Consider the following 13932-nt stretch of genomic DNA (forward strand, 5'->3'; position numbering starts at 1 on the left):
ATGGCCAGAATTCTGGTGGTTGACGACGAAGTCGGTATACGCGAGCTTTTGTCGGAGATCCTTTACGACGAAGGACACACGGTCGAATTGGCCGAAAACGCGGCGCAAGCGCGCGCCGCACGCCTTCGCATGCGTCCTGATCTGGTGTTGCTGGACATCTGGATGCCCGACACCGATGGCGTAAGTTTGCTGAAAGAGTGGGGTTCGCAAGGCCTGCTCGACATGCCTGTGATCATGATGAGCGGCCACGCCACCATCGATACGGCGGTCGAGGCCACGCGCATCGGCGCCATGGATTTCCTGGAAAAGCCCATCACGCTGCAACGTCTGCTGAAGACCGTTGCGGCGGGATTGGCGCGCGGGCGCGCCCCGCATCCGGCACCTGCCGCCGCGCATCCGGCCGCCGCCAGCGCTACTGTCGCGCTGGAAGACGAGCTGGATCCCCCGGTCTTGACGGTGGCGCCCGCCAACGAAGTGCCGGTCACGTCCAACGGCCAACTGGGCAGCATTTCGCTGGACCAGCCGCTGCGTGAAGCGCGCGACGAGTTCGAGCGCATCTATTTTGAATACCACCTGGTCCGCGAAAGCCACAGCATGACGCGCGTGTCCGAACGCACCGGGCTGGAACGCACTCACCTTTACCGCAAGCTCAAGCAATTGGGCATCGAGTCGGCGCGCAAGCGCAGCACATGAAAATCCTGATCATGGGCGCTGGTCGCGTAGGCACCAGCGTGGCCGAAAACCTGGTGTCCGAAGAAAACGACATCACCGTGGTGGATTCAGATCCCACGCAGCTTCAATACCTGCAAGAACACTTCGACCTGCGCGTCGTCCATGGCGACGGCTCGCAGGTGTCGGTGCTGGAAGCGGCCGGCGCCGCCGATACCGACCTGCTCATCGCCTGTGCGGCCTCCGACACCGCCAACATGGTGGCATGCAAGATCGCCCGCCAGCTGTTCAACATCCCCCGCCGCATCGCCCGCATCCGTTCGGCCGAGTTCCCGGAACACCCGGAACTGATGAGCGAAGACGGCTTCTGCATCGACGCCCTGATCAGCCCCGAACGCAGCGTCACCACCTATCTGCACAGCCTGATCGAGTTCCCGGAGGCCTTGCAGGTCGTGGAATTCGCCGAAGGCCGCGTTTGCGTCGTGACCGTGCGGGTAGGACATGGCAGTCCGATGGCGCATTCTCCCGTCGACAAGCTGCGCGACGTGTGGCCCGACGTGAAGGCGCGGGTGATCGACGTGCTGCGCGGCGGGCGTCCGCTACGGGCCGGCAGCGGCACAGTGATCGCCCCGGGCGATGAGGTCGTGCTGGTGGTGGATTCGCGCGATGCGCGCCGGGCCGTGCGCCAGCTGCGCGAAGCCGAACGCGCCGTGCGCCGCGTGATGATCGCGGGCGGCGGCAATATCGGCCTGCGCCTGGCGCGCCAGCTGGCCGAAGAAAAGTACAGCGTCCGCATCATCGAACGCGACCTGAAGCGCTGCGAATACCTGGCGACCCAGTTGCCCGACAGCGTGCTGGTCCTGCACGGCAGCGGCACCGACGAAGCCTTGCTGGAACGCGAGAACATCGAAGACATGGACACGTGGCTGGCGCTGACCAGCGACGACGAAGACAACATCATGTCCTCGCTGCTGGCCAAGCGCCTGGGCGCTCGCAAGGTGATCGCGCTGATCAACCGCCAGGCGTACGGCGAATTGATGCAGGGCAGCCATATCGATATCGCCGTGTCGCCGTCGCAGGCGACGATGAGCGAACTGCTGCGCCACGTGCGCCGTGGCGACGTGGCCGCCGTGCATCGCCTGCGCCAGGGCGTGGCCGAGGCGCTGGAAGCCATCGCCCACGGCGACCGCTCGACCTCCAAGGTGGTGGGCCGGCCGGTCGGGCAGATCAGCCTGCCCAAGGGCGCCAGCATCGGCGCGCTGGTCCGCGGCGACGAAATCATCCTGCCGGACGCCGACACCGTGATCGAAACGGACGACCACGTGATCGTCTTCGTACCCTCGCGCCGGCAGATGCCGCGCGTGGAAAAGCTGTTCCAAGTCTCGGCGTCGTTCTTCTGATGCCCACCCTTTCCCTGCTCCGCCGCGGGCATTGCGCCGGATAGGCTCCCATGAAGCGCGTTCTGGGCACCCTCTATATCCTGGGCCTGACCATGGTGATGTTCGCCCTCACCATGCTGATTCCGCTCATCGTCGCCTATGTCGGCGGCGACGCGGCGCGTGAGGCTTTCCTGAACGGCTTCCTGATTTCGGTGGGCATCGGGGGCGGGCTGGCCGCCTTGACCCGGCGCAGCCGCTGCGAACTGCGCGCGCGCGACGGTTTTGTGCTGGTCTCAGCCGTCTGGGCCGGGCTGCCGCTGCTGGCGGCCATTCCGTTGATGCTGTATTTCCACGGGGCCGGACTGCCGCTGTCTTTCACCGGCGCCTATTTCGAAGCCATGTCGGGGCTGACGACCACCGGCGCCACGGTCCTGACCAATCTGGACGCCTTGCCCGCGTCGATCAACCTGTGGCGCGCCACGCTGATCTGGATCGGCGGCATGGGCATCCTCGTGCTGGCGGTGGCGATTCTGCCCCTGCTGGGGGTGGGCGGCCATCAGGTCGTGCGGGCCGAAACGCCGGGCCCCATGAAAGACGAGCGGCTGACGCCCCGCATCGCCAGCACGGCCAAGGCCCTGTACGCGGTGTATTTCGTGTTTTCGATCCTGTGTTTCCTGGCTTACCGGGCTGTGGGGCTGTCCTGGTTCGAGGCCTGGTGCCACATGGCCACCACGATGGGGCTGGGCGGGTTTTCGACGTGGGACGACGGCTTCGCCCATTTCGACTCGGTGGCCGTGGAGATGGTGGCCATGGTGTTCATGCTGATCGCCGGCATCAACTTCGCCACGCACTTCAACGCGTTCCGCCAGCGCAGCGTGCGCGCCTATTGGCGCTGCCCGGAAGCGGTGCCTTACCTGGTCGTCGTCCTGGGCGTCGGGCTCGTCATTTCGGTCTTCCTGTACGTGAAGGGCGTCTACGGCTCGCCGCTGGAAGCCCTGCGCTACGGCATGTTCAACACCATTTCCATGGCCACCACCACCGGGTATGCCAATACCGACTTTGCGCAGTGGCCCCTGTTCGCGCCCCTGACCATGCTGCTGCTGTCGGGATTCGCGACGTCTGCCGGGTCGACGGGGGGCGGGATCAAGATGATCCGCGCCATCCTCCTGGTCAAACAGGCGAAGAACGAGCTTGTAACAATGTTGCACCCGCATGCGGTCAGTCCGGTGCGCATCAACGGCAGGGCAGTGGAAAGCCGGACCATGTCTTCCGTGCTGGCCTTCATGCTGTTCTACGGGCTCTCTATCGCGGTTTTCACCAGCTTGCTGCTGCTCTCCGGACTGGACCCCATCACGGCGTTCTCGGCCGTTTTCGCCAGCGTCAACAACACTGGGCCAGGCCTGGGACCCGTGGGCCCCATGGGCAACTTCGCGGTGCTGTCCGATTTCCAGATCTGGGTCTGCACCTTTGCCATGCTGATCGGCCGCCTGGAACTCTTAACCGTCCTGGTGCTGTTCACGCCCATTTTTTGGCGCAAATAAGGGCCACCAGGTCGGAAAAATCCTAAGGGATAACCCTAATAAGGGTTATCCCACCCCATCTCGAAAACCGCTTCCCGACTGCCATTGCGGCCGCCATCGGCCCGCAACCCGCGCCGTTTCTATGTTGTAAGCGCTTGCTCACTTCTCTTCAGAGGGCAAAACCGATTGCATCGCGATGTTGCACACAAATGTCACGATTTTCAATCGTTTTGCCACAAACCTGCGGCTATCATGCGTTCACAAGTCGCCGTCTAGTGCCCCCCGGGAAGTTACCGGGCTTCAAGGTCGAACGGCGCGTCCCTCATCAAACATTCAAAGGAGTCCGAGATGGAACAGATCCCGTTCATTTCGTCGGCCCCCAACACCTTGGGCATCGAACTCGAGCTGCAACTGATCGACCCCCGTAGTTTTGATTTGACTGCAGCCTCTGATGAGCTGCTGGCCCAAATGGCCAACCATCCCATTGCCGACCGCGTTAAACCGGAAATCACGCGGTCCATGATCGAACTGAACTCCTCGGTGCATGAGCACCCCATGGGCCTCTTGGCTGAAATGCGCGAGATGCGCGACGCCCTGGTCGAAGCGGCCGACGCAGTCGGCGTATCGGTCGCCGGCGGCGGCGCCCACCCCTTCATGCGCTGGCAAGAGCGCTCCATCTCGGACACCCCGCGCTTCCAGTACTTGGCCGAAATGTACGGTTACCTGGCGCGTCAATTTACGGTTTTCGGCCAACACATCCATTTGGGCGTGAAGAGCGGCGACGATTCCATCAAACTGTTGCGCCGCCTGTCGCCCTATGTGCCGCACTTCATCGCGTTGTCGGCCTCGTCCCCGTATTGCGAAGGCGTTGACACCCTGTTTTCGTGCTCGCGTCTGAACGCGGTGAACAGTTTCCCGCTGGCCGGCCACATGCCGCCCGAGGTCAAGGACTGGTACCAGTTCGAGGCGCACCTGTCGCAGTTGCGCGCCTACGGCCTGGCCGAAAGCATCAAGGACCTGTACTGGGATATCCGCCCGAAGCCGGAGTTCGGCACGGTCGAGATCCGCGTCTGCGATACCCCCTTGACGGTCGAGCGCGCCTGCCAGATCGCGGCCTTCGCACAGGCGCTGGCGGTCTTGCTGATGCGCGAGGATGACCCCAGCGACAACGCCTGGCTGTCCTATCGCAGCAACCACTTCCAGGCTTGCCGTTTCGGCCTGCAGGGCAGCTATGTCACGCCGGAAGGCCAGCGTATGCGCCTGATGGACCATCTGCGCGCCTTGTTCCAGCGGCTGATGCCGGTGGCCGAAGAACTGGGCACGGGCGACATGATCGCCGCGCTGCGCGACGAAGCCATGCGCAGCGGCAACGACGCCCGTTGGCTGCGCAGCCAGTTCCATCGTCTGCGCGATCTGCCGCTGGTGGTGGACGCCATGACGCACGCCTGGCGCGGCGAGGCGGCTGCGGCCGCCCCGGCGGAACCCACGGCCGTGCTGCGCCGGCGCATTCGCGCCAATTCAGAGCCTATGCAACCGCTGTCGGCCTCTGAACCCGGGGTCAGCGTGCCCCTGCCAGAACGCCTGCACTAAGCGGCTCGCCGCGGGCCCCTGGTTTCAGGGGTTCCCGCGGTGCCGGCCGCCGATCGCGCTGACGGACAGCCGGGTTTCCCCGGCCACCGTGCGGTGTGCAGCGGCGCGCCAGGCGTGGCCGTAGGCCACTTCAATCGTCAATGCAATCAGGCCGTCCGGCCGGCGTTGCGCTTCCAGCGCGGCGCACAGCCGGTCGCGCCAGTCGCGGCCGACCAGTCCGCCGCGGCGCCCCTCGGCGGGGTTGCCGCCCAGCGCACGCACGTCCGCCAGCAGCTTTTCAGGGCTGCGATAGGTCAGGGTCAGCAGTTCCTGGTCCATGACCGGGTCCGCAAAGCCGTTTTCCACCAGCAAGTCGCCAAAGTCATGCATGTCCACGAAGGACGGCGTAGCGGTCACGAGGCCCGCATCGGTCAGGGCCTGGCGCAGTTCGCGCAGGGTGGCCGGCCCCAGACAGGAGAACATCGCCAGTCCGCCCACCTTGAGGATGCGGCGCCATTCGGCCAGCACGGCGTGCGGGGCACGGTGCCAATGCATGGCCAGGTTGGACCACACCAGTTCCAGCGATTCGGGGGCCAGGCCGGTATCCGCCAGGTCTGCATGGATGAAGGCGGGGGCAGCCGGACCGCGGCGGGCCAGCTTGCCGATCCAGGCGCCCAGGCCCGCGGGCGCATGGCGCTTCCTGGCCTGTTCCAGCAGCGGGTCGCAGTTGTCCAGACCGGTATAGCCGGCGTCCGGATAGCGTTCGCGCAGCAGCGGCAGGTTGTCGCCCGCGCCACAGCCCGCGTCCAGCATCGCCTGAGGCTGCACTCGGATGTATTGCAGGCGGCCGAGCATGCGGCGGGCCACTTCCCCATAGAGGAATTGCGCGTCGGACAAGTCGCCGCGGCGGGCGAACTGCCGGGGCACGTCGGCGCTGACGAGGGGAAGGGAGGGAAGCGGTGCGGATTCTGGCAGGGACATTTCGGTCGCGCCCGCGTCTTCGCCGCGGGGCGGAACATGATTTCATGAGGGATGGCACACATTATTGCGCATCCCGGCGGCCGGGTCCGATTGTCCCTACAGGGCATGGGGCGGCGGCTGTGGTCCAAGATCGGCTGCGATTGCCCACTATGCGGCGCGCGGGTGGCGGGCGCGCGGCTATGCCGCGGATGTGAGGACGACATCACCGCTACGCCGGGGGAGCGGCCCCGGTGCTCCCGCTGCGGGCTGAGGCTGCCCGCCACCGCGTCGGCTTGTCCGGCCTGCCTGGGTACGCCACGGGCCTATGGGCGGACGATGGCCGCCTTCGATTACACGCCGCCTGCCGACGCCCTGATCCAGATGCTGAAGACCCGTCTGCGCCTGAGCATGGCGCCTGTTTTGGCGCGTTTGTTGGCCGCCGTGATCCGGCGCGAAGGGGGACTGCCCGCCGGCGTCCTGCTGGTGCCGGTGCCCGCCAGCCGCGCGTCGCTACGGCTACGGGGCATGAACCCGGCAGGCGAGATCGCCCGCAGTCTGGCCGCCGAATTGGCGCTGCCCCTGGCGCGCAGCGCGCTGCGGCGGCGTCGCGAAACCCCGCGGCAGACGTCGCTGGGGCGCCGCGCGCGCCAGACGGGCGCGGCGGGGCTGTTCGTCGGATCGTCCCGGGTGCGGGGGCGTCACGTGGCGGTCGTCGACGACGTCATGACCACGGGCAGCACGGTCCAGGCCGCCGCCGAAGCCTTGTTGGCGGCGGGCGCGGCCAGCGTGACCATTCTGGTGGTGGCGCGTACGCCTTGAGGCGCGGGGTTGCCGTGCCGGCCAGCGCGTCCCGCCGGCAAATCGGCGACAATTCGCCTGAGCGGCCAATCTGGCGCCGCAAGCCGTCCTTGTTCCTTATCCGCCATGTTCCACGTCATCCTCGTCTGCCCCGAGATCCCTCCCAATACCGGCAACGCCATTCGGCTATGCGCCAATACCGGCGCCCAATTGCACCTGGTGCGCCCCTTGGGTTTCGAATTGGATGACGCGCGCATGCGCCGCGCCGGCCTGGACTATCACGAGTGGCAACCCGTGCGCGTGCACGACACGCTGCAAGAGGCGCTGGACGACACCGGCGCCGACGCCTCCAGCATCTACGCGTTGACGACGCAGGCGCAGCGCAGCGTGGCGGACATCGGTTTCAAACCGGGCGACGTGTTCGTGTTCGGCCGCGAAACGGCCGGGCTGTCGGCCGAACATCAAGCCATGTTCGCGCCCCAGCAGCGCTTGCGGCTGCCGATGCGCGCAGGCCAACGCAGCCTGAACCTGTCCAACGCCGTCGCGGTGACCGTATTCGAAGCCTGGCGTCAACAAGGCTTCGAAGGCGGCGTGTAGGATGGGTGAAGCGCAAGGGGGCGGCGCCATGAATTCCGACCTTCAGCGCGCGTAACCCATCAGGCAGCGGTTGCGTTGTGGCTGAAGCAGCCAAGAATCCGGCGCTGCTTGATGGGTTTCGCGCGCTAGCCATCGGCGTTCTTTCCGAGTGCAGCGCGCGCTGCACCCATCCTACGGCCGGTCGTCGGGCGGGCAAGCCCCGCCGTCACGTCGGCGCGTCCGCCGCGCTTAATCCAGCGACAGCTTCAGCTTTTCGATCACCTGGTCCCAGCGCGCCTTTTCGCTCTTGATGCGGGCGGTCAGGGCTTCCGGGGTGGACGCCGCGGGGGTGAAGTACTGCAGCGCCAGCTGCTTGCGGACAGCTTCGCTATCGATGATGCGGGCCAGTTCGCTGTTCAGCCGTTCGATGATCGGCGTGGGCGTGCCGGCGGGGGCCAGCACCGCGTTCCACGAAATGGCTTCGAAGTCGGGATAGCCTTGCGAGGCCATCGTCGGGATGCCCGGCAGCGCTTCGCTGGGCTGCAGGCTGGTCACGGCCAGCAGCTTGACCTTGCCGTCGCGGGCCTGCGGCACGGCGATGGCCGGCACCATGAAGCCGGCTTGCACGTCGCCGCCGATGATGGCGGTGATGACCTGCGGGAATCCGGAGTAGGGGATGTGCGCCAGGTCTACGCCCGCGCTTTCCTTGAACATCTCCATGGCCAAGTGGGCCGAACTGCCCGGGCCCACCGAACCGTAGTTCAGCGAATTGCCGCGGCCTTTGACCAGCTTGACGAAGTCCTGGACGTTGTCGACCTTCAGGCTGCCCGGCACGACCAGCACGTTGGGGCTGGTGCCCACCAGCGAGACGGGAGCCAGGTCGGTGAGCGGGTCGTAGCCCAGCGTCTTCTTGTACAGCGTGGGCGCGGTGACCAGCGGCCCGTTGATCGTATAGAGCAGCGTGTAGCCGTCGGGCTTGGCCTGGGACACGATGCGCGTGCCGATGTTGCCGCCCGCGCCTGGTTTGTTGTCGATGACGATGGGCTGGCCCAGCGCCTGCGACAGCGGCTCCGAGATCGTGCGCGCCAGGATGTCGGGCGACGAACCGGGCGGGAAGGGCACGACCATGTGGATGGGGTGGTCGGGCCAGTCGGCATGGGCGGCTGCCGGCAGCACGGCGGCCAGGCTGAGGCACAGGCCGCGCAGGAGCGGGCCGACCCGGAACTTGCGGGTTTGCGTCATGAAGGATGTCTCCTCGGAATCGTGCGGAAGTCTTGTTGTCAGAAAGGGATCAAAGATGGCCGCCCAGCGACGGGTCCAGCGGGCCGCCGGCATCCGCGCTTTCGTCGCGCGCGTCGCGCGCCAGCAGGGCGGAAACCGCGGTCATGGGCGCCACGCCGTCGAACAGCACGGCGCAGACGGCTTCAGTGATGGGCAGTTCGACATTGATGGCGCGGGCGCGGTCCAGCGCGGCGCGCGCGCAGCGCACGCCTTCGGCCGTGATGCCGCTGGCCAGGATGTCGGCCAGCTTGCGGCCGGCGCCGATTTCCAGGCCGACGCGGCGGTTGCGCGACAGTTCGCCCGTGGCGGTCAGCACCAGATCGCCCAGGCCGGTCAGGCCGGCGAAGGTCTCGGGGCGGGCGCCCAGCGCGACGCCAAAGCGCGTCATCTCGGCCAGGCCGCGGGTGATGAGCGCGGCGCGGGCGTTGGTGCCCAGCTTCAGTCCGTCTCCGATGCCGCAGGCGACCGCGATCACGTTCTTCAGCGCACCGCCCACTTCCACGCCGATCAGGTCGGCGCTGGCGTAGACGCGCAGCGCGGCGCCATGGAAGGCGGTGGTGGTGGCCTCGCGCAGGGCGGCGCTGGTGCTGGCGACGGTCAGCGCCACCGGCAGCCCCTGCGCGACTTCGCGGGCAAAGGACGGGCCGGATAGCGCGCCACCGATGGCGCCAGGCAGCGCCTGGCGCATGATTTCGTGGGGCAGCCTGGCCGTGTCGGCTTCAAAGCCCTTGCACGTCCAGACGATGGGGGTGTCCTGCAAACCCAGGACGGGCAGCCGGCGCGACAGTTCGCCGCAAATGGCGGTCAGCCCGGCCACGGGCACGCCCAGCACGATCAGGCGGCGCGCACCCTCGTCTTGCAGGCTGCGCAGCGTGGCGTCGAGATCGGAGGAGAAATTCAAGGCCTGGGGCAAAGCGATGCCAGGCAGATAGCGCGCGTTCTCGTGCGTGGCGGCCATGCTGGCGGCCTGCGCGGCGTCGCGCGCCCAAAGCAGGGTGGCGTGGCGGCGGCTGGAGGCCGCCGCCAGCGCGGTGCCCCAACTTCCCGCACCCAGGACGGCGACGCGCAAGCGCGGCTCAGTGGGATTGTTCATCGGGGCGCGGCGTGCTTATTGGCGGGTGGCGCTGGGGGGCAGGATGATGCCCGAGTCACTACCGGCGCCATTGCCGTTGGCGGCGCCTTGCTGCTGTTGCAGCTCGGCCAGGCGCTGCTCGTACAGGGCCTGGAAGTTCACTTCCGTCAGGTGCAACGGCGGCATCGAGGTGCGGGTGATCGCGTCGGCGATGTTGGCGCGCAGGTACGGGTACAGCATCGTCGGGCAGACAATGCCTAGCAGCGGATCCAGCTGCTCTTCCGGGATGTTGGCGGCTTCGAAGATGCCGGCTTGCGTGCCTTCGACCAGGTACACGACCTTGTCGTTGATGCGGGTGGTGACGGTGACGGTGACCGTGGTCTCGAACACGGTTTCGGCCAGACGCTGGCCGCCCACGGTGATGCTCACTTCAACCTGGGGCGCTTCTTGCTCCAGGAAGACGTGGGGCGCGTTCGGCATTTCCAGCGAAAGGTCTTTCAGGTAGACGCGTTGCAGATTGAACGAGGGCGCGTCGTTGCCGCCTTCTTGCTGGGTGTTTTGGTCTTGATCAGCCATGAGTGTTTCCGTTGGTGGGAGGGGGCAAAAATGAGGCGATTAGCCGTTGAGCAAGGGGGCAAGGCCACCCGAGCGGTCCAGGGCCATCAAGTCGTCGCAACCGCCGACATGGGTATCGCCGATGAAGATCTGCGGCACGGTGCGCCGGCCGGTACGTTCGATCATGACATCGCGCTGGGACGGGTCCCGGTCGATCTGGATGATCTCCAGGTCGGTCACGCCGCGTTGCTCGAGCAGCGCCTTGGCGCGCGCGCAATAAGGACAATAGTCCTTGCTGTACATGACAACTTTATTCATAGGCGCTCCTGCGATTCGGTAGGAAAAGGGAAGGGGACGGGCGCCCCGGTTCAACCCTTCTGGGTGACCGGCAGGCTGGCGGCCGACCAGGCGCGCATGCCGCCATCCAGCGGCACCACGTCGGCGAAGCCTTGCGCACGCAGCTTGGCGGCGGCGCGGGCGGAATCACGGCCATTGTCGCAAACCACGACCAGCGGCTTGTTCTTGGGCAGCGAGGCGGCCTTCTGTTCGATGTCGGCGGCCGGCACGTTGCGGGCCTGGGCGATGTGGCCGGCCTGGAATTGCTCGGCGGGGCGCACGTCGACCCAGACGGCGTTGCGCTGGTTGACCATCTGGATGGCTTCGCCGGTGCTGACGGCCGAGCCGGTGCGTCCCTTGCGGAGCGCCGGAATGGCCAGCATCACGCCGGAGATGACGGCGACGGCGACGATGAAGACGTTGTTTTTATCGAGCAAGAATTGCAGAAGATCCACGGGGCATCCTGAAGTACGGCGACAAGCCTGGTAGGGGCGAACCCTTGGCGTCCCCTTAGGTGCCGCGCCAGGGAAATGGACGGGTGCGCCGGGGCAAAATCAAGGGCAAAATCACTCAATTATAAAATGAGCGCATTCTTTAACCATCCCTTAACTTTAACCCGCGCGGAAAGCGTGCCAAACCATGCATAAACTTGTTCTGATGCGCCACGGCGAAAGCCAGTGGAATCTGGAAAACCGCTTCACCGGCTGGACGGACGTCGACCTGACCGAAACCGGCCGCGAACAGGCCCGCAAGGCCGGTGAATTGCTGAAGAAAGAGGGTTACACCTTCGATCTGGCCTATTCGTCGCTGCTCAAGCGCGCCATCCGCACCCTGTGGATCGCGCTGGACGCCATGGACGCCATGTACACCCCGGTGGGCGTGAACTGGCGCCTGAACGAGCGTCACTACGGCGCCCTGCAAGGCCTGAACAAGGCTGAAACCGCCGCCCAGTACGGCGACGAGCAGGTCCTGATCTGGCGCCGCGCGTACGCTATCGCCCCGGAACCGCTGTCGCTGGACGACAAGCGCCATCCGCGTTTCGACAGCCGCTACGCCAAGATCCCGGCCGACCAGCTGCCGGCCACCGAGTGCCTGAAAGACACCGTGGAACGCGTGTTGCCGTTCTGGAACGATTCCATCGCCCCGGCCATCCGCGCCGGCCGCAAGGTGCTGGTCGCCGCCCACGGCAACAGCTTGCGCGCCCTGATCAAGCACCTGGACAATGTGTCCGATGACGACATCGTCAACCTGAACATTCCTACCGGCCAGCCGCTGGTCTACGAATTGGATGATGACCTGCGTCCGATCCGCCACTATTATCTGGGCGATGCCGCCGAGATCGAGGCGGCCATGGCTGCCGTAGCAGCTCAAGGCAAGGCCAAGAAGGACTAAAAGGACCTGTTCACACCAGATGGAACCTCGCATGATTGCGCAATCCCCCTTCGGGCAGGCTGGAAATCGGGCGCCAGGCGTCGTTGCGGCCTCCTTGCGTGGTGCAGGCCACGCGGCGTCGGCCGCGCCTAGCCCGGCACCCGATTTCCAGCCTGTGCGAGGCTCCCTCCGGTGAGAGCAGGTCCTTCTATGCGTCGCACGGCAGGGGTGTTGTTGGCGGTCATGTTGACCGGTGGGGTGCTGTCGGCTCGCGCTGCGCCCAACGACCTTGCCGGACGCCAGTCCGACGCCGAACGTCAGCAGGCCGCCTTGCGGGACCGCATCGAAAACCTGCAAAAGGATATCGATGGCCGTGAGGCTGCCCGCAAGGAAGCGGCCGACGCGCTCAAGCAGTCGGAATCCGCCATTTCCAAGATCAACCTGCGCTTGCGGGAGCTGGCCGAGGCCAACCGCCAGGCGCAGGCCGACCTGACCGGCCTGGAAAAGCAGATCGGCGCGCAAGAGGTGGTGCTGGCAAAGCGCCGCGCGGAGCTCGCCGACCAACTGCGCACCCAGTACACCAGCGGCTTGTCGCCCTGGACGGCGCTGCTGTCCGGCGACGATCCTCAGGTGCTGGGCCGCAATCTGGGCTACCTTGACTACGTCTCCCAGGCCCGCGCCAACGCCGTGCAGGCGCTGCGGGCCGACATCGAACGCCTGGCGGCGCTGCAGACGCGCGCCGACGCGCGTCGCAGCGAGATTGAAAAAGTCGTGGCCGAAACGTCCGAGCAGAAGACCGCGCTCGTCGGCCAGCAGAAAGAACGCGCCACGCTGCTGGCGCAGCTGGAAGGGCAGATCGCCGCCCAGCGCGCCGAAGCCAATAAGCTGGGTCGAGACGATCAGCGCCTGTCGCGTCTGATCACCGATCTGGACGCGGCGATCACCAAGCAGATCGAAGAGGCCCGCAAAGCCGAAGAGGCGCGCAAGAAAGCCGAGGAAGCCCGCCGGGTGGAAGAAGCCCGACGCGCCGCCGAAGAGGCCAAAAAGCGCGCCGAGGCGCAACGCCGCGCGGACGACGCCCGCAAGAAGGCCGAGGCGGACCGCAAGCTGGCAGCCGACGACGCCGCCCGGCGCGACCGCGACAGCCGCGATGCGCGCGAAGCCGCCCAGGCCCGCGAACAGGTGGAAGCGGCGTCGCGCCAAAACCGCGGCCCGGTCGCCGTGGCCGACCCGGACGCCGCCGGATTACGTCCGGCTGAACAGCGGCACACCCGCCTGACCGACCCGGCCGACACGCCGGCCCCGGCAAAACCCGCGGATCCCCCCAAAAAGGCGGAACCAGTCGAAGCCGAAACCACTCCAACCCGCAGTGCATCGGCCCAGCAGGCCTCCCGTGCCACCCCGCTTGGCGGCGGTAACGGCTTGAAGCATGGCCTGGCCATGCCGGTGCGCGGGCAGGTGCAGGGCCGTTTCGGGGTAGACCGCCCGGATGGCGGCGTCTGGCGGGGCGTGGTGCTGCGCGCGCCGGAAGGCACCCCCGTCAAGGTGGTGGCGCCGGGCACGGTCGTTTACGCGGAATGGCTGCGCGGCTTCGGCAACCTCATCATTGTGGATCATGGCCAGCAATACCTGACCGTCTATGCTTACAACCAAAGTCTGCTCAAGCGAGTGGGAGATTCGGTGACAGGTGGCGATACTATTGCTACGGTAGGGGCAACCGGCGGCCAAGTGGAATCCGGCCTATACTTTGAAATTCGCCATCGTGGCGCTCCTGTGGATCCGGCCCAGTGGCTGGCCCAGTAAGGGGCATTGGCAAAATTGTCGTTGGTAAAAAACCGTTGGTGAA

General features: G+C 66.4%; 14 protein-coding genes. 8 read left to right on the forward strand and 6 right to left on the reverse strand.

Going from position 1 to position 13932, the window contains the following annotated elements:
* The 4 genes from CEY09_RS11815 to CEY09_RS11830 all read left to right on the forward strand — a co-directional run bounded on the left by CEY09_RS11815 (window position 1) and on the right by CEY09_RS11830 (window position 5158).
* A complete protein-coding gene (locus CEY09_RS11815; protein ID WP_088588726.1) occupies window positions 1-693 on the forward strand; it encodes a response regulator in 693 nt (230 codons plus the stop codon).
* A complete protein-coding gene (gene trkA / locus CEY09_RS11820) occupies window positions 690-2069 on the forward strand; it encodes a Trk system potassium transporter TrkA (protein WP_088588727.1) in 1380 nt (459 codons plus the stop codon). Before CEY09_RS11815 ends, trkA begins: the two co-directional genes overlap by 4 nt.
* A 50-nt stretch (window positions 2070-2119) precedes the next feature.
* Window positions 2120-3589 (forward strand): TrkH family potassium uptake protein, encoded by a 1470-nt coding sequence (locus CEY09_RS11825; protein WP_088588728.1) that lies wholly within the window; start codon window positions 2120-2122, stop codon window positions 3587-3589.
* Between the two features lie 327 nt (window positions 3590-3916).
* Window positions 3917-5158 (forward strand): YbdK family carboxylate-amine ligase, encoded by a 1242-nt coding sequence (locus CEY09_RS11830; RefSeq protein ID WP_088588729.1) that lies wholly within the window; start codon window positions 3917-3919, stop codon window positions 5156-5158.
* A 24-nt stretch (window positions 5159-5182) separates the two neighbouring features.
* Here the strand turns inward: CEY09_RS11830 and CEY09_RS11835 are convergent, their stop codons facing one another.
* Window positions 5183-6118: a methyltransferase domain-containing protein gene (locus CEY09_RS11835; RefSeq protein ID WP_088588730.1), complete on the reverse strand. Its 936-nt coding sequence runs from the start codon at window positions 6116-6118 to the stop codon at window positions 5183-5185.
* Between the two features lie 315 nt (window positions 6119-6433).
* Between CEY09_RS11835 and CEY09_RS11840 the strand changes: the two genes are divergently transcribed.
* Both CEY09_RS11840 and CEY09_RS11845 read left to right on the forward strand, forming a co-directional pair.
* Window positions 6434-6916 carry a ComF family protein gene (locus CEY09_RS11840; RefSeq protein WP_088588731.1) on the forward strand — a complete coding sequence of 161 codons (483 nt, stop codon included), beginning with the start codon at window positions 6434-6436 and terminating at the stop codon, window positions 6914-6916.
* Between the two features lie 105 nt (window positions 6917-7021).
* Window positions 7022-7492 carry a tRNA (cytidine(34)-2'-O)-methyltransferase gene (locus tag CEY09_RS11845; protein WP_088588732.1) on the forward strand — a complete coding sequence of 157 codons (471 nt, stop codon included), beginning with the start codon at window positions 7022-7024 and terminating at the stop codon, window positions 7490-7492.
* Between the two features lie 228 nt (window positions 7493-7720).
* Here the strand turns inward: CEY09_RS11845 and CEY09_RS11850 are convergent, their stop codons facing one another.
* The 5 genes from CEY09_RS11850 to CEY09_RS11870 are packed head-to-tail and all read right to left on the reverse strand — an operon-like array spanning window position 7721 to window position 11170.
* The gene (locus CEY09_RS11850; protein WP_006224677.1) at window positions 7721-8713 is read right to left on the reverse strand and encodes a Bug family tripartite tricarboxylate transporter substrate binding protein; all 993 of its coding nucleotides are present in this window, start codon (window positions 8711-8713) and stop codon (window positions 7721-7723) included.
* A 49-nt stretch (window positions 8714-8762) separates the two neighbouring features.
* Window positions 8763-9845, reverse strand: coding sequence for an NAD(P)H-dependent glycerol-3-phosphate dehydrogenase (locus CEY09_RS11855; RefSeq protein ID WP_088588733.1), 1083 nt, complete (start codon window positions 9843-9845; stop codon window positions 8763-8765).
* A 15-nt stretch (window positions 9846-9860) separates the two neighbouring features.
* A complete protein-coding gene (secB, locus tag CEY09_RS11860) occupies window positions 9861-10400 on the reverse strand; it encodes a protein-export chaperone SecB (RefSeq protein WP_006224675.1) in 540 nt (179 codons plus the stop codon).
* Window positions 10401-10439: 39 nt separating this feature from the next.
* A complete protein-coding gene (grxC, locus tag CEY09_RS11865; RefSeq protein ID WP_088588734.1) occupies window positions 10440-10697 on the reverse strand; it encodes a glutaredoxin 3 in 258 nt (85 codons plus the stop codon).
* Window positions 10698-10747: 50 nt separating this feature from the next.
* The gene (locus CEY09_RS11870; RefSeq protein WP_006224673.1) at window positions 10748-11170 is read right to left on the reverse strand and encodes a rhodanese-like domain-containing protein; all 423 of its coding nucleotides are present in this window, start codon (window positions 11168-11170) and stop codon (window positions 10748-10750) included.
* 184 nt (window positions 11171-11354) lie between these two features.
* Here CEY09_RS11870 and gpmA point away from each other — a divergent pair, with 184 nt between their 5' ends.
* Window positions 11355-12107, forward strand: a complete 753-nt coding sequence (gene gpmA / locus CEY09_RS11875; RefSeq protein WP_006224672.1) for a 2,3-diphosphoglycerate-dependent phosphoglycerate mutase — start codon at window positions 11355-11357, stop codon at window positions 12105-12107.
* 189 nt (window positions 12108-12296) lie between these two features.
* Entirely contained in the window at window positions 12297-13889 is a 1593-nt protein-coding gene (locus CEY09_RS11880) for a peptidoglycan DD-metalloendopeptidase family protein (RefSeq protein ID WP_088588735.1), read from the forward strand.
* Window positions 13890-13932: the final 43 nt, after the last annotated feature.

The organism is Achromobacter marplatensis, from assembly GCF_002209535.1.
GTDB lineage: Bacteria > Pseudomonadota > Gammaproteobacteria > Burkholderiales > Burkholderiaceae_B > Achromobacter > Achromobacter marplatensis.

Bases quoted from the DNA above. Each gene is read 5' to 3' on its own strand.
- CEY09_RS11855 (WP_088588733.1), bottom strand. From the start codon at position 9,845: ATGAACAATCCCACTGAGCCGCGCTTGCGCGTCGCCGTCCTGGGTGCG.
- secB (WP_006224675.1), bottom strand. From the start codon at position 10,400: ATGGCTGATCAAGACCAAAACACCCAGCAAGAAGGCGGCAACGACGCG.
- gpmA (WP_006224672.1), top strand. From the start codon at position 11,355: ATGCATAAACTTGTTCTGATGCGCCACGGCGAAAGCCAGTGGAATCTG.
- CEY09_RS11815 (WP_088588726.1), top strand. From the start codon at position 1: ATGGCCAGAATTCTGGTGGTTGACGACGAAGTCGGTATACGCGAGCTT.
- CEY09_RS11850 (WP_006224677.1), bottom strand. From the start codon at position 8,713: ATGACGCAAACCCGCAAGTTCCGGGTCGGCCCGCTCCTGCGCGGCCTG.
- CEY09_RS11845 (WP_088588732.1), top strand. From the start codon at position 7,022: ATGTTCCACGTCATCCTCGTCTGCCCCGAGATCCCTCCCAATACCGGC.
- grxC (WP_088588734.1), bottom strand. From the start codon at position 10,697: ATGAATAAAGTTGTCATGTACAGCAAGGACTATTGTCCTTATTGCGCG.
- CEY09_RS11825 (WP_088588728.1), top strand. From the start codon at position 2,120: ATGAAGCGCGTTCTGGGCACCCTCTATATCCTGGGCCTGACCATGGTG.
- CEY09_RS11840 (WP_088588731.1), top strand. From the start codon at position 6,434: ATGGCCGCCTTCGATTACACGCCGCCTGCCGACGCCCTGATCCAGATG.
- trkA (WP_088588727.1), top strand. From the start codon at position 690: ATGAAAATCCTGATCATGGGCGCTGGTCGCGTAGGCACCAGCGTGGCC.
- CEY09_RS11830 (WP_088588729.1), top strand. From the start codon at position 3,917: ATGGAACAGATCCCGTTCATTTCGTCGGCCCCCAACACCTTGGGCATC.
- CEY09_RS11880 (WP_088588735.1), top strand. From the start codon at position 12,297: ATGCGTCGCACGGCAGGGGTGTTGTTGGCGGTCATGTTGACCGGTGGG.
- CEY09_RS11835 (WP_088588730.1), bottom strand. From the start codon at position 6,118: ATGTCCCTGCCAGAATCCGCACCGCTTCCCTCCCTTCCCCTCGTCAGC.